The organism is Pseudomonas sp. GW821-FHT03A09, from assembly GCF_059421065.1.
The window spans coordinates 110,694-123,806 of sequence record NZ_JBWKUX010000004.1; the positions used below are offsets into that span (position 1 = coordinate 110,694).

The 13,113-nt window shown below is 60.7% G+C and carries 15 protein-coding genes; 8 read left to right on the forward strand and 7 right to left on the reverse strand.

Features of this window, described 5'->3' with window-relative positions; all coding sequences use genetic code 11:
- Nucleotides 1–119 precede the first annotated feature (119 nt).
- Genes AC07V4_RS08410 through aroC form a run of 3 tightly spaced genes read right to left on the reverse strand, consistent with a single transcriptional unit; the run spans nucleotide 120 to nucleotide 2,959 of the window.
- Nucleotides 120–650 (reverse strand): 1,2-dihydroxy-3-keto-5-methylthiopentene dioxygenase, encoded by a 531-nt coding sequence (locus AC07V4_RS08410; protein ID WP_492635968.1) that lies wholly within the window; start codon nucleotides 648–650, stop codon nucleotides 120–122.
- Nucleotides 647–1,810, reverse strand: coding sequence for an MFS transporter (locus AC07V4_RS08415; RefSeq protein ID WP_492635967.1), 1,164 nt, complete (start codon nucleotides 1,808–1,810; stop codon nucleotides 647–649). Before AC07V4_RS08415 ends, AC07V4_RS08410 begins: the two co-directional genes overlap by 4 nt.
- 57 nt (nucleotides 1,811–1,867) lie before the next feature.
- Nucleotides 1,868–2,959, reverse strand: a complete 1,092-nt coding sequence (gene aroC / locus AC07V4_RS08420; RefSeq protein ID WP_492635966.1) for a chorismate synthase — start codon at nucleotides 2,957–2,959, stop codon at nucleotides 1,868–1,870.
- A gap of 143 nt (nucleotides 2,960–3,102) precedes the next feature.
- Here aroC and AC07V4_RS08425 point away from each other — a divergent pair, with 143 nt between their 5' ends.
- Entirely contained in the window at nucleotides 3,103–4,065 is a 963-nt protein-coding gene (locus AC07V4_RS08425; RefSeq protein WP_492635965.1) for an alpha/beta hydrolase, read from the forward strand.
- Nucleotides 4,066–4,165: 100 nt separating this feature from the next.
- The gene (locus AC07V4_RS08430) at nucleotides 4,166–4,972 is read left to right on the forward strand and encodes a hypothetical protein (RefSeq protein ID WP_431752687.1); all 807 of its coding nucleotides are present in this window, start codon (nucleotides 4,166–4,168) and stop codon (nucleotides 4,970–4,972) included.
- 142 nt (nucleotides 4,973–5,114) lie between these two features.
- On the opposite strand, the gene prmB is transcribed toward AC07V4_RS08430, so the two are convergent.
- Nucleotides 5,115–6,023, reverse strand: coding sequence for a 50S ribosomal protein L3 N(5)-glutamine methyltransferase (gene prmB, locus AC07V4_RS08435; RefSeq protein WP_492635964.1), 909 nt, complete (start codon nucleotides 6,021–6,023; stop codon nucleotides 5,115–5,117).
- A 239-nt stretch (nucleotides 6,024–6,262) separates the two neighbouring features.
- Here prmB and AC07V4_RS08440 point away from each other — a divergent pair, with 239 nt between their 5' ends.
- From AC07V4_RS08440 to AC07V4_RS08460, 5 genes are all read left to right on the forward strand, one after another.
- A complete protein-coding gene (locus AC07V4_RS08440; protein WP_431753362.1) occupies nucleotides 6,263–6,853 on the forward strand; it encodes a cysteine hydrolase family protein in 591 nt (196 codons plus the stop codon).
- Between the two features lie 140 nt (nucleotides 6,854–6,993).
- On the forward strand, nucleotides 6,994–7,314 hold the full coding sequence (locus AC07V4_RS08445; RefSeq protein WP_053257227.1) for a hypothetical protein: 321 nt from the start codon (nucleotides 6,994–6,996) through the stop codon (nucleotides 7,312–7,314).
- A gap of 75 nt (nucleotides 7,315–7,389) precedes the next feature.
- Nucleotides 7,390–7,947 (forward strand): Smr/MutS family protein, encoded by a 558-nt coding sequence (locus AC07V4_RS08450; RefSeq protein WP_431753360.1) that lies wholly within the window; start codon nucleotides 7,390–7,392, stop codon nucleotides 7,945–7,947.
- Nucleotides 7,948–8,025: 78 nt separating this feature from the next.
- A complete protein-coding gene (gene folE / locus AC07V4_RS08455) occupies nucleotides 8,026–8,571 on the forward strand; it encodes a GTP cyclohydrolase I FolE (protein ID WP_003442011.1) in 546 nt (181 codons plus the stop codon).
- A gap of 102 nt (nucleotides 8,572–8,673) precedes the next feature.
- Entirely contained in the window at nucleotides 8,674–9,045 is a 372-nt protein-coding gene (locus tag AC07V4_RS08460; protein WP_492635963.1) for a glutathione S-transferase N-terminal domain-containing protein, read from the forward strand.
- 106 nt (nucleotides 9,046–9,151) lie between these two features.
- On the opposite strand, the gene AC07V4_RS08465 is transcribed toward AC07V4_RS08460, so the two are convergent.
- The 3 genes from AC07V4_RS08465 to AC07V4_RS08475 are packed head-to-tail and all read right to left on the reverse strand — an operon-like array spanning nucleotide 9,152 to nucleotide 12,088.
- Nucleotides 9,152–9,472 carry an AtuA-related protein gene (locus AC07V4_RS08465; protein WP_492635962.1) on the reverse strand — a complete coding sequence of 107 codons (321 nt, stop codon included), beginning with the start codon at nucleotides 9,470–9,472 and terminating at the stop codon, nucleotides 9,152–9,154.
- Complete coding sequence (locus tag AC07V4_RS08470) at nucleotides 9,469–10,794, reverse strand: acyclic terpene utilization AtuA family protein (protein ID WP_492635961.1); 1,326 nt, start codon at nucleotides 10,792–10,794, stop codon at nucleotides 9,469–9,471. Before AC07V4_RS08470 ends, AC07V4_RS08465 begins: the two co-directional genes overlap by 4 nt.
- 1 nt (nucleotide 10,795) lies before the next feature.
- Nucleotides 10,796–12,088: a CitMHS family transporter gene (locus AC07V4_RS08475; RefSeq protein ID WP_492635960.1), complete on the reverse strand. Its 1,293-nt coding sequence runs from the start codon at nucleotides 12,086–12,088 to the stop codon at nucleotides 10,796–10,798.
- Nucleotides 12,089–12,199: 111 nt separating this feature from the next.
- On the opposite strand from AC07V4_RS08475, the gene AC07V4_RS08480 reads away from it, so the two are divergent.
- Nucleotides 12,200–13,096 (forward strand): LysR family transcriptional regulator, encoded by an 897-nt coding sequence (locus AC07V4_RS08480; protein WP_492635959.1) that lies wholly within the window; start codon nucleotides 12,200–12,202, stop codon nucleotides 13,094–13,096.
- Nucleotides 13,097–13,113: the final 17 nt, after the last annotated feature.

Consider the following 13,113-nt stretch of genomic DNA (forward strand, 5'->3'; position numbering starts at 1 on the left):
ACATAATGATTGGAATGAAAGCGTAAGACACAGAATAAACAGCCATGTCTTACAAGCAACTAAGCTTCTTCCCACAGTAATTTCCAACTTGCTGGGGTTGAACGTTCAAATAGCTATGCTTAGTCGTCCAATCCTGGAAAAAGACGCGCTATTTCATTTCCAGTAAATTCCAGCCCAGCACCTTTAGCCGAATTAAACATACGCAATGTCACGAAGTGCGGGTTCTCCCCCATGTCAAACCAATGGGGCAGGCCGGCAGGGATCACCAGCAGGTCATTTTTTTCACAACGCACGCCATACACATAGTCGCCAATGTGCAGGCTGAACAACCCTTGGCCCGCGATGAAGAAACGCACTTCATCCTCGCTATTGCGGCGCTCGTCGAGGAACTGGGCGCGCAGCTCATCCTTCTGTGGATGGTCGCCGGTCACGCTGAACACCTCCACGGCCGCATAACCCAGGCTGTCGATCTGCGGCTGATACGCCGCGATCATGGCGATGTCGCTGGCACCCTTTTCAATGATACCGGGCTGCCAACGCTCGAAGCGCACGCCGTGTTCGGCCAGGGTCGAGCGGATGTCGTCAAAGTGGGTCAGCACTTTATTCGGGGTATCGGGTGTGGCGACGTGGTAGACAGCTACATAACTCATTGCACGGTTCCTTGGTTCGGCTCTTGCAATCGAAAGCCAATGATAACGGCAGCGGCCAGGGCTGCGACGCTGGCAATACTAAAGGTGAAGGTCGGCCCCAGCAGGTTCCAGCTATAACCGGAATACAGGGCTCCCACAGCCCCCCCTGTGCCCGCCAAAGCCGCATACAACGCTTGGCCCTGACCTTGTTGGCGGTCGCCGAAACTACGTTGCACAAAGGCGATCGCCGCCGCATGAAAACTGCCGAACGTGGCGGCGTGCAGTACTTGCGCCAGCAACAGTACCCAGAAAAACTCGGCCAGTGTGCCCAGCAGCAACCAGCGCAGCGCTGCCAACAGGAAGCTGGCCAGCAGTACCCGACGTACCGAAAAGCGCGCGAGGAGGCGGCTCATGGCCAGGAACATCAACACTTCCGCCACCACACCCATCGCCCACAGCAGGCCGATCACACCTCGGCTGTAACCCAAATGCTCGAGGTGCAGCGTAAGGAAGGTGTAATACGGCCCATGACTCATTTGCATCAGCGCCACGCAAGCATAAAACGCCAGTACCCCGGGGCCGCGCAACTGCTTGAGAAACCCATCGCCGGCCAGGCGGTTGCCGTGGGTGACGGGTTGCGCATTCGGCACCCACAGGCTGGCGCCGATGATACCGGCCATGATCACCACGACCACCACCGGGTAAATATCCAGGCTCAGCCAGTCGAACAGACGCCCCATGATGACCACGGCCAGGATGAAGCCGATGGAGCCCCAGAGACGGATCTGGCTGTAGCGCGAGGTCTGTTTTTGCAGGTGAGCCAGGGTGATCACTTCAAACTGCGGCAACACCGCGTGCCAAAAGAACGCATGCAGTGCCATCACCATGGCCAGCCAGGCGTAGGTCTTGCTGATGAATATCAGCGAAAAGCTCAGGAGGGTGCACACCGCGCCAAAGCGTACGATGGCCAGGCGCCGGCCGCTGTAGTCGCCGAGCCAGCCCCACAGGTTGGGGGCCACGCAGCGCATCAACATGGGGATGGCTACCAGTTCGCCGATGCGTGCGCTGGGAAAACCCAGGTGATCGAAGTACAGCGCAAGGAATGGCGCGGTCGCCCCCAGCAGGGCGAAGTAGAACAGGTAAAAGCTGGAGAGACGCCAGTATGGGAGGGTTGGGGTCATGCTATAGGGGCTGCTTCGCAGCCCAGCGCGAGCAAGCTCGCTCACGACAACAGACCGTCACAGCTGACCCAGCACCGGGGTACTCACGTGCACATCGGCGTTCTGCCCGCGGTTGCGCAACAGGTGGTCCATCAACACGATGGCCATCATGGCTTCGGCGATCGGCGTAGCACGGATACCCACGCACGGATCGTGGCGACCCTTGGTGATCACGTCCACGGGGTTGCCGTGCACGTCGATCGAACGGCCCGGCGTGGTGATGCTCGACGTGGCCTTGAGCGCCAGGTGGGCAACAATCGGCTGGCCGGAGGAAATACCGCCGAGGATGCCACCCGCGTTGTTGCTCAGGAAACCTTCAGGCGTCATTTCATCGCGATGCTCGGTGCCGCGCTGGGACACGCAAGCGAAACCGGCGCCGATTTCCACGCCTTTCACCGCGTTGATGCTCATCAACGCGTGGGCCAGCTCGGCATCGAGGCGGTCGAAAATCGGCTCGCCCAGGCCCGGTTTCACACCTTCGGCCACCACGGTGATCTTGGCGCCGACGGAGTCCTGATCGCGGCGCAACTGGTCCATGTAGGCTTCCAGTTCCGGCACTTTGTCCGGGTCGGGGCTGAAGAAGGCGTTGTCTTCAACACTGTCCCAGGTCTTGAACGGGATTTCGATTGGGCCCAACTGGCTCATGTAGCCACGGATGACGATGCCCTGGGTGGCCAGGTACTTCTTGGCGATGGCACCGGCGGCCACACGCATCGCGGTTTCGCGGGCCGAGCTGCGGCCACCGCCACGGTAGTCGCGCTCACCGTATTTGTGATGGTAGGTGTAGTCGGCGTGGGCCGGACGGAACAGATCCTTGATCGCCGAGTAGTCCTTGGACTTCTGGTCGGTATTGCGGATCAGCAGGCCGATGGCGCAACCGGTGGTGCGGCCTTCGAACACGCCGGACAGGATTTCGACTTCGTCGGGCTCCTGGCGCTGGGTCGTGTGGCGGCTGGTGCCGGGCTTGCGGCGGTCGAGGTCACGCTGCAGGTCTTCCAGGGACAGCTCGAGGCCGGGCGGGCAGCCGTCGACAATGGCGACCAACGCCGGGCCATGGCTTTCGCCCGCGGTGGTGACAGTGAACAGCTTGCCGAAGGTATTGCCGGACATGCAGGGCGCTCCGTGAAATCAGTTGAATCAAGTCAACCGTAATAACTTAAGGCGGCCAGTATACGCAGGCTATCGTACTAGTTCATCCTCGAAACCTTACCGGTAGGCGTTGGTCCAACCGGCACCTTCCTCATGATGGCGCGATGATGCTGCGAGTTTTGCTTTTGACCCTCACCCTGTTTTCCAGCCTTGGCTTTGCCGCCTCCCCTGTTGTGCTGCAACGCCCCATCAGCCTGGACACCGGCAGCGGCGAGCTGTTCGGCTCGCTCTTGCTGCCCAAATCCGACAAGCCGGTGCCGGTGGTATTGATCATTGCCGGTTCCGGCCCCACTGACCGCAACGGCAACAGCGCCGACGGTGCACGCAACGACAGCCTCAAGCGCCTGGCCTGGGTGCTCGCCCGGCATAACATCGCCAGCGTGCGCTACGACAAGCGCGGGGTCGCCGCCAGCCTGGCCGCCACCCCCGACGAGCGCAACCTGACCCTCGACGCCTATGTGGCCGATGCCGTGGCCTGGGGCAAACTGCTCAAGGCTGACTCCCGCATGGGCCCGTTGATCGTGCTGGGCCATAGCGAAGGCGCGCTGGTCGCCGCCCTCGCCGCGCCGCAACTTGACCCGGCGGGCGTCATCTCCCTCTCCGGCAGCGCCCGGCCGGTGGACCAAGTGATCCGTCAACAACTGGCCGGCCACCTGCCCCCTGCCCTGTTGCTGCGCAGTAATGAAATCCTCGACCGCCTCAAGGCCGGCCAGGTAGATGCCGACATACCCCGCCCACTGGAGGGCATTTTCCGCCCCAGCGTACAGCCTTATCTGATCAGCCTGTTTCGTGCCGACCCTTCGGCCGCTTTCGCCAAGCTGAAGATGCCGGCGCTGATCATCCAGGGCACCAACGACATCCAGGTCGGCGTCGGCGATGCCCAGTTGTTGAAAAAGGCCAAGCCGGACGCCCAACTGACAGTGATCGAGGGAATGAACCACGTGATGCGCATCATCCCCAAGGATGTGAAGGAGCAACTGGAGTCCTACAACGACCCGCAACTGCCCCTCGCCGCCGAGTTGGGCCAACGCATCGTGCGTTTTATCGACGGACTTGGGCCCCGATAAGCGACTATTTGCCTCCAGTCCTGAACAAAGCGGCCGATAAGCCCAGAGTCGACAGCAAAAAAGACTGCCGACTCGCAAGGCTTGGACAGGATCGCGCCGCATGACAACCACCGAAGCAACACCAGAACCTACCGCCGACACCCCGGCTGAAAAAACCGAGGCCGTCGAGGCGGCGGCACTGCCGTGGGCGGACGTACAGGCCGAACACTTCAAGATGCTACGCCTGGCGCCCCTGGCCACGGATCGCGCCACCGGCGTGCGGCCGTTGCGCTTTGTACAGTTCGGCTATGCCGAGCGCCATGACAAACGCCACAGCCTGCTGCGCATGGTTATCCAACTACCAGGGCAGCGCGTACGCCGTGAGCAGAATCACTTGGATATCTGGGTCGATCACGATACTCACCGCGTGCACTTCGGCCCGGGCAACAGCCTGGAGATCGAACCGGCCAACCGTGGGTTGGGGCGATTTCTGGTCGCTCAAGGCGCCGCTTGGGCCAAAAAGAAGTGGTCACATTACCGCGTCGACGGTGTGGACCTGGCCAATAAAGACGCACTGAACGAAGCCACGCGTCTGCGCCGCGATCACTTCCTGCGTATCCAGGGTTTTGACGTGGCCTATGCCGACGTGCAACACCTCAAGGGCACTGTGCAGCCGGGCAAAGTCAGCGAAGTGCTGGACAGCTGGAACACCGAGAAGGTGCAGTTCGTGGAGATCCTTGAAGCCGCACAGATGTTGCAGCAGGCCGAGCACAACCTGGCCGAGCAGGAAGTGAAACTGCGCAAGGAAGAAGAGAAGGTCACCAAGTTCAAGCGTGAGGACAGCGGGCTGCGTTTTACCATCACCTGTCTGGTGGCGTTTACGGTGTTTCAGGCGGGATTGTTGATCTGGATTGCCACACACCGCTGAAACCGGCCTGTGCCATGAAATGAGGTCTAAATGTGGGAGGGGGCTTGCCCCCGATGACGGTGTGTCAGTCAATTCATCAGTGACTGAACCGCAGCTATCGGGGGCAAGCCCCCTCCCACATTTTTTACCTGTATTCCTGCCTTTAAACCTTGGCGGCGAACACCGCTTGGTGCGCTCGGCACTGCTCAGCCGTCAACATGAACACACCATGACCACCGCGCTGGAAGTCCAACCAGGCAAAATCCACTTCCGGGTACAACGCCTCGACGTGCACCTGACTGTTGCCGACTTCGACAATCAGCAAACCCTTCTCGGTCAAGTGGTCCGCCGCCTCGGCCAGCATGCGCCGCACCAGGTTCAAGCCATCATCACCACAGGCCAGGCCCAGCTCCGGCTCGTGCTGGTATTCATCCGGCATGTCGGCGAAGTCTTCGGCATCTACATACGGCGGGTTGGACACAATCAGGTCAAACCGTTGGCCCGGCAGACCGTCGAAGCCATCCCCTTGCACGGTATAAACACGCTCATCGACGCCATGGCGTTCGATGTTCTGGTTGGCGACTTCCAAGGCTTCGAAGGACAAATCGCCCAGCACCACCTCGGCGTCCTGGAATTCATAGGCACAGGCAATACCGATGCAACCGGAGCCCGTGCACAGGTCGAGGATGCGCGCCGGCGGCTGGGCCAGCCAGGGTTCGAAGCGGTTTTCGATCAGTTCACCAATCGGTGAGCGTGGGATCAACACGCGCTCGTCGACGATAAACGACATGCCGCAGAACCAAGCCTCTTTCAGCAGGTACGCGGTAGGGACTCGCTCGTGAATGCGGCGATGCAACAAACGCTGCACGTGGGAGATTTCTTCTTCTTCCAGATTGCAGTCAAGGTAGCTATCAGCAATTTCCCAAGGTAGGTGCAAGGCGCCGAGTACCAATTGCCGGGCTTCGTCCCAGGCGTTGTCGGTGCCATGGCCGAAAAACAGGTCTTCCCCATGGAAACGGCTGACAGCCCAACGGATATGGTCGCGCAAGGTGCGCAGGCGGGAAGTGATCACGGGGGCAAGCTCCTGGAAAAAACGACTGGCGATTCTAACAGTCTTCGCCTGTCCCTTCGATGTACGAAAACCGTTCGCCATCCGTCGGAATTCATCCAATTTGCCATCATTGCCCTAAACAAGCCGCCCACTTGACATCGCTGCACGTCAACAACGGCGTACCTTACGATGGTAGCGATTCACAGAACCGCTCAGCCAGTGGACAATGTCGCAAAAGCCCCCCTCACAGGAGCCCCAGAATGTCCGTTCCAAAGACGATGTTTCAACTCAGCGGTCGCGGTTACGCAGCAGCCAACCTGAACCATGCGACCCTCGTGATCATCGACGCCCAGAAGGAATACCTCAGCGGCCCACTCGCCCTCTCGGGCATGGACGCAGCAGTCGGTAACATCAAGCAGCTTGTGTCATCCGCGCGCAACGCCGGGCGCCCGATCGTGCACGTGCGCCACCTGGGTACCGTCGGCGGCCTGTTTGACCCACAAGGCGAGCGCGGCGAATTCATCCCGGGCCTGGAACCCCTCGCTGACGAAACCATCATCGGCAAGTTGCTGCCCAGTGCGTTCCACGGCACCGGCCTGGAAAAACACCTGCAAGACCTCGGCTCCCTGGACCTGATCGTCTGCGGTTTCATGAGCCACTCCAGCGTCAGCACTACCGTGCGCGCCGCCAAGAACCTGGGCTTTCGCTGCACCCTGGTGGAAGACGCCTGCGCCACCCGCGACCTGCCTTACAAAGGCGGCATCCTGAGTGCCGAGCACGTACAACAGACCGAAATGGCCATCATGGCCGACAACTTCGCAACCCTCGCGTTGACCAAAGATCTGATCTGATCGACTTCTGATGAGCGGTGTGGCGTGTTTATTGCCCCGCTCATCCGCAACGCCCTCTCATTCGGCGCATTTACCTCTCTCTCAGGAACAACTTGTGTATCTTCCGGTCGAAGGGCCGATACCCTGGAGGAAAGGTCGGAATGAAGATATCCGATGGTTTTGACGCCCGCCGCTTGCGCCCCAAGGGCCCGAGCAACTGGCGTCTGCGCCTGGTCGCTGGCTTTGCCGCGCTGCTGGCGATAGTAGGTCTGCTGTTGGCCGGCGCTGGTGGTGCCGGTTTGTTTGGCCACTCACCCGCCCTGGGTGAACTGAATGCCAGCCCTGGCGGTTCGGCCATCCTGTTGGTGATCGGGCTGTTGGTGCTATGGCTGGGCGTATGGTTGTGGCGTCGCAGTCGTCGACGGATGCGCCAGCCGTTGTCACTGAACATCGCTTCGCACCTGATGAAAAAGCACGACTGATGGCACTTGGATAGCGTTTCCTGCGCCCCGGCCGCCGCGATTTAGGTAAACTGCCCGCCCTTCGCGGAGGCTGATATGCAAGACGACGATTTTTCCCTGTTCAAAAACGAGCTGCGCGGCGTCAAGCCGATCAAGCACGACCGCGCCGACACCGGCAAACCCAAGACCGACCGGGCGCAGATCGCCAAGCTGCGCCAGGCCGCGACTGTGCGCACCGATGCCACGGCGGTGGATGGTCTCTCGGACCAGTTCGTGATCGACGTCGGCCCCGAAGATGAGTTGATGTGGGCGCGTGATGGCGTGCAAGAAAGCCAGATGCGCAAGCTCAAGGTCGGGCAGATCCCGTTCGAAGGCAGCCTCGACCTGCACGGCATGAGCGTCGAGAAAGCCCGCGAAACCCTTTGGGCCTTCCTGGCCGAAGCCACTAAATTCGAGATCCGCTGCGTACGCGTCACCCATGGCAAGGCCGTGCGGCTGGATGGCAAACGCCCAATGATCAAGAGCCACGTCAACACCTGGCTGCGCCAGCACGCCCAAGTGCTCGGTTTCACCTCGTGCCAGGCCCGCCACGGCGGCGCCGGTGCGGTGTATGTGATGCTCAAGCGCACCATGATGGAAGGACGCGACGAGTAACAAGTGCCATCGTCAGGCTTGCAGCGATGGGTCGGCCACCGTACCCTTGCGCTTTGCGAAAAACCCACAGGTAGTTTCATGTCCCTGGAACAGAATTACACCGCGATCCTCGGCCAGCTCGGCGAGGACGTTTCCCGCGAGGGCCTGCTCGACACGCCAAAGCGTGCCGCCAAGGCGATGCAGTACCTTTGCCGCGGCTATGAACAGACCCTGGAAGAAGTCACCAACGGTGCCTTGTTCAGCTCTGACAACAGCGAAATGGTGCTGGTCAAGGACATCGAGTTGTACTCGTTGTGCGAACACCACCTGCTGCCGTTCATCGGCAAGGCCCACGTTGCCTACATCCCCAGCGGCAAAGTGCTGGGCCTGTCGAAGGTAGCGCGGATTGTCGATATGTATGCGCGACGCCTGCAGATCCAGGAAAACCTCAGCCGCCAGATCGCCGACGCGGTGATGCAAGTGACCGGCGCCCTGGGTGTGGCCGTCGTGATCGAGGCCAAGCACATGTGCATGATGATGCGCGGTGTGGAAAAACAGAATTCGTCGATGATCACCTCGGTGATGCTGGGTGAGTTCCGCGAAAACGCGGCGACCCGTAGCGAATTCCTCAGCCTGATCAAGTAACAGGCTGCGTACGAAAAAGCCGGCGTTCATCGCCGGTTTTTTTTCGCCTGCAGAATTGAGGTAAGCTGCGGCCCCTTCTGTCATGGGCAAGAGGTTTCAGCCATGTTCGTCAAAGCACTTCGAGTGGGCCTCGGCCAAATCATCATCGCGGGGGACTTCTTGACTCGCCCACGCAAAAAGGCGCGTCCTGCTGAACAACAGGCAAAGGTCAATGAAGCGGCCAAGGGCCTGACCCTGTATCAGTTCCACGCCTGCCCGTTTTGCGTGAAGACCCGCCGCACCCTGCACCGTCTGAATGTGCCGGTGGCGTTGAAGGATGCGAAGAACAACGAGCAAGACCGCCAGACCTTGCTGGAGCAAGGCGGCAAGATCAAGGTGCCGTGCCTGCGCATTGAAGAAAATGGCCAGACCACCTGGATGTATGACTCCAAGGTAATCATCGATTACCTGGACAAGCGTTTCGCCGCAGTCTGACTGACACCGCGATCAGTGTAGGAGCTGGCTTGCCTGCGATGGCGGTGGGTCAGCTTGCATCTCTACGGCTGAAACATCGCCATCGCAGGCAAGCCAGCTCCCACATTCAGTTTTGTATTATCAGATCGAGATCGAGTAGCGCCGAGCCCAGGCACTTGCCATGGGCATCCAGGGCCAGCGAACGGGTGACGCCGCCGCGCAAAATACCCGGCAACACGAAATTCAGCGCCTGCACATTCGGCAGTTCATAACGGCGCACCGGCTCTGCGTCCGGCTCACGCAAGCCGGCGAAGAACTCGGCCACGCGCTCGGCGGTCAGCTGTTCGCACAGCCATGAATAGTCTTCGGCGCGGTACGCAATGATCGAAATGTTCGACGTGTCACCCTTATCTCCGGTACGGGAATGGGCCAGCGTGTGCAACTTCATGCTTCGATCCTCGGGTTGACCTGGCTGCGCGGCAGCATCAACGATGCCACCGCCACCACCTGGCGTACGCTCTTGCTCGCACCTCCACCGCCGGACGGGCCGTTGGTGTAGAGGGTTTCCACTTCATTACCGACCCGCACCGCCTCGCTGCGATCTTCACAGCGGGCAGCCACGCGCAGGCGTACTTCCCAGGGTTCGACGCTGCTACGTGGGCCGTGCAGTGAATCCATGCCGATCAATTCGGCGCGCACGTCCTGCATCCTCACGCCCGTCAACTCAAGGCGCTTGAGTACGATTTCCCGCGCCATCTGCGCTCGTGCGACAGCACCTGGGCCGCCGTAGGACATCTGCCCTTCGCCGATCCAACCGTCCAGGTAACCAACGCTGACCTTCAACTGCCCGGGCCGCGCACGGCCAGCAGCGCCGTGTGCGCGAACGCGATCAACGCCCTCCTCCATGAACGCCACTTGGGAAAAATCCGCAGTCACATCCGGCGTCAGATATGAGGCAGGATCATGTACCTCGTAGATCAGTTGTTCGGTGCACGTGGCGCGACTGACCCGCCCACCCGAACCGCAGACCTTGGTGATGACTGCTTCGCCATCAGGGCCAATCTCGGCCAGGGGGAAACCCAGGCGCGCCAGGTCCTCCACATCCTTGAAACCGGGATCGGCAAAATACCCACCGCTGACCTGTCCGGCACACTCAAGCAAATGCCCCACCAATGTCCCACGCCCCAGGCGAGGCCAGTCGTCTGCCGCCCAGCCGAATTCGAACATCTGTGGCGCCAGGAACAACGACGGGTCGGCTACGCGACCGGTGATGACCACATCGGCGTCGGCGCGCAACGCTTCAAGAATGCCGTCGACGCCCATATAGGCATTCGCTGAAATCAGCCGGCCCCCCAGGGAACCGACGGTTTGGCCATTATCCAGCAGAAACTCAGGTTTCAACACATTCAGCACGTCATCACCGACCACGGCGACCACCTTGAGATCAAGGCCCAGCTCGCTGGCGATACGCCGAACCTCATTGGCGGCGGACACCGGATTGGCCGCCCCCATGTTGGTGATCACCCGTAGACGACGGCCGCCTTCATGCAGGCCAACGAATGGCAACACGCGGCGCATGCGTTCACTCAACAACGGGTCATAGCCGCCCTGCGGATCGCTGATACGCGCCTGTTGCGCCAGGGCAATGGTGCGTTCGGCCAGGCATTCGAACACCAGGTAATCCAGGTCGCCCTGCTCAGCCAGCTCCACGGCAGGTTCGATACGGTCGCCGGAATAGCCCGCGCCGGAACCGATGCGTAAGGTTTTCATCTCAAAAAACTCCCAGGAGCAACGCGGTCAGGGTCATCAACACCGACGCGGCAAACAGAAAAGGAATGGTGAAGCGCTGGTGATCGGCCAGTTCGATCTTGCACAGGCCCACCAACAGGAAAGTCGCGGGGGTCAGTGGGCTGACCGGGAAACCGGTGGTGTGCACGCCCAGTAACGAAGCCTGGGCCACTTGCAACGGGTCGACGCCCAAGGCCTTGCCGACTTCGGCGATCACCGGCATCACGCCGAAATAGTAGGAGTCGGGGTCAAACAACAGGCTCAACGGCATGGAGATAAAACCCACCACGGCCGGAATCAGCTTGCCGTGCCCCGCCGGAATCTGGGCCACCGCCACTTCGGCCATCGCCTTGAGCATGCCGGTGCCTTGCATGATGCCGGTGAACACCCCCGCCGCGAGCAGGATACTGGCCATGGTCAAGGCGGTCTTGGCATGGGCATCGATGCGCGCACGCTGGGCATCCACGTTCGGGTAGTTGATGCACAGCGCGACCACGGTGCCGAGCATGAACATCACCACCGGATCGACCCAGCCGGCAATCATCACCACCATCACCAGCACAGTGAGCATCAGGTTGGCCCAGAACAGCCGTGGGCGACGCAGCTTGATGTCATCTTCACTGAGCAGCCGTTGCGGTACGGCGTCCACCGTGGAGCCGGCGCCCAGGCCCAGGCGTTTTTCCTCACGACGGCCCAGCCACCAGGCGCAGGCGAAGACAAACACCAGGCCGACGATCTGCACCGGAATCAGCGGCTGGAACAAATCCGCCACCGGCACATGCAACGCCGCCGACGAACGCAGTACCGGCCCGGTCCAGGGCAAAAAATTGACCCCGGCGGCCATGGCACATACGCAAGCCAGGATGCGCTTGTCGATGCCCAGCCGCGTATACAACGGCAGCATCGCCGGCACCGTGACCAAAAAGGTCACTGCGCCGGAGCCATCCAGGTGTACCAGCAGCGCCAACGTCGCGGTGCCCACGACAATTCGTGTAGGACGTGTCCCTACCGTGCGCAGGATGCGATCAATGATGGGGTCGAGCATGCCGGCATCGGTCATGATCCCGAAAAACAGAATCGCAAAGACAAACATGCCCACCACTGGGGCGACGTTCTTGATCCCGGTGATGATGAAGGCGCTGGTTTGCAGGCCGAATCCGCCGAGCAGTGCGGCAATGATCGGCAAGGCGATCAGGGCCACCAGCGGTGAAAGGCGCTTGCTCATGACGGCAGCGAGCAAGCACAGGATGGTGATGACACCCAGGGTAGCGAGCATGGGGTACTCCAGAGCGGCCTTTGCGGCCGGTTATTGTTTTCCCTGGAGTATTGGAAGCGGGTTAGTCTTTGTAAATTGGAATATTCACCACCTGGTGTTCGGAAAAACAAAATGAAGAACAGCATCCAACACATTCAGGCGTTTCTTGCGGTAGCCCGCACCGGTAGCTTCACCAAGGCCGCTAGCGAGCTGCACCTGTCACCTTCCGCCCTGACGGTACAGGTGCAACAACTGGAAGACTGGCTCGGCGTCGCCCTGCTCGACCGCAGCCCGCGCCACGTCAGCATCACCGCCGCCGGCCAGGATGCCCGTGGCCCCATGGAAAAACTGCTGCTGGACCTGGACAACATTGTCACCGGCTCTCGCGACCTGGCGGCCTTGCGTCGGGGTGTAGTCACTATCGCCGCCCTGCCCTCCGTGTGCGCGGGCGCCCTGCCCCCGGCTTTGCGTCTGTTTCGCGAGCGCTTTGCCGGGATCGAAATACGCCTGCATGATCTGGTGGCTCACCGTATCCATGCCCAGGTTCGCGAAGGGAGGGTGGATTTCGGTATCGGCGTGCGTGCGCGACTGAGCCATGGCCTGGAATTCCTGCCGGTGTTGAATGATCGTTTGTGTGCATTTGTGCCGCGTGATCATCCCCTCACCCGTCATCCACAACTGACGCTGGAGCAGTTGGCGGAACAGTCGATCATCCTCACCGGCCGCGACAGCAGCGTGCGCGAGCAAGTGGATGCCCTGTTCGATGAGACACGCCTGACAATGAACGCCGGCATGGAGGCCAACTACATGTCGACGGTGCTGGCACTGGTGCGTCAGGGGTTGGGGATCAGTGTGCTGCCAGAGTCGGCGGCGGATAGCCTGGAAGGTTTAAAGCGGATCAACATCGATCATCCCGGCGTAAACCGGGAGATTGGGTTGATCAGTCGTAGCGGGATGGGCTTGAGCCCAGCGGCGCAGCAGTGTTTCGAGCTGCTGAAAGAACAACTCGCTGACACACCACTGAGCTGAATGTGGGAGCTGGCTTG

Bases quoted from the DNA above. Each gene is read 5' to 3' on its own strand.
- AC07V4_RS08410 (WP_492635968.1), bottom strand. From the start codon at position 650: ATGAGTTATGTAGCTGTCTACCACGTCGCCACACCCGATACCCCGAAT.
- AC07V4_RS08415 (WP_492635967.1), bottom strand. From the start codon at position 1,810: ATGACCCCAACCCTCCCATACTGGCGTCTCTCCAGCTTTTACCTGTTC.
- aroC (WP_492635966.1), bottom strand. From the start codon at position 2,959: ATGTCCGGCAATACCTTCGGCAAGCTGTTCACTGTCACCACCGCGGGC.
- AC07V4_RS08425 (WP_492635965.1), top strand. From the start codon at position 3,103: ATGATGCTGCGAGTTTTGCTTTTGACCCTCACCCTGTTTTCCAGCCTT.
- AC07V4_RS08430 (WP_431752687.1), top strand. From the start codon at position 4,166: ATGACAACCACCGAAGCAACACCAGAACCTACCGCCGACACCCCGGCT.
- AC07V4_RS08440 (WP_431753362.1), top strand. From the start codon at position 6,263: ATGTCCGTTCCAAAGACGATGTTTCAACTCAGCGGTCGCGGTTACGCA.
- AC07V4_RS08445 (WP_053257227.1), top strand. From the start codon at position 6,994: ATGAAGATATCCGATGGTTTTGACGCCCGCCGCTTGCGCCCCAAGGGC.
- AC07V4_RS08450 (WP_431753360.1), top strand. From the start codon at position 7,390: ATGCAAGACGACGATTTTTCCCTGTTCAAAAACGAGCTGCGCGGCGTC.
- folE (WP_003442011.1), top strand. From the start codon at position 8,026: ATGTCCCTGGAACAGAATTACACCGCGATCCTCGGCCAGCTCGGCGAG.
- AC07V4_RS08460 (WP_492635963.1), top strand. From the start codon at position 8,674: ATGTTCGTCAAAGCACTTCGAGTGGGCCTCGGCCAAATCATCATCGCG.
- AC07V4_RS08465 (WP_492635962.1), bottom strand. From the start codon at position 9,472: ATGAAGTTGCACACGCTGGCCCATTCCCGTACCGGAGATAAGGGTGAC.
- AC07V4_RS08470 (WP_492635961.1), bottom strand. From the start codon at position 10,794: ATGAAAACCTTACGCATCGGTTCCGGCGCGGGCTATTCCGGCGACCGT.
- AC07V4_RS08475 (WP_492635960.1), bottom strand. From the start codon at position 12,088: ATGCTCGCTACCCTGGGTGTCATCACCATCCTGTGCTTGCTCGCTGCC.
- AC07V4_RS08480 (WP_492635959.1), top strand. From the start codon at position 12,200: ATGAAGAACAGCATCCAACACATTCAGGCGTTTCTTGCGGTAGCCCGC.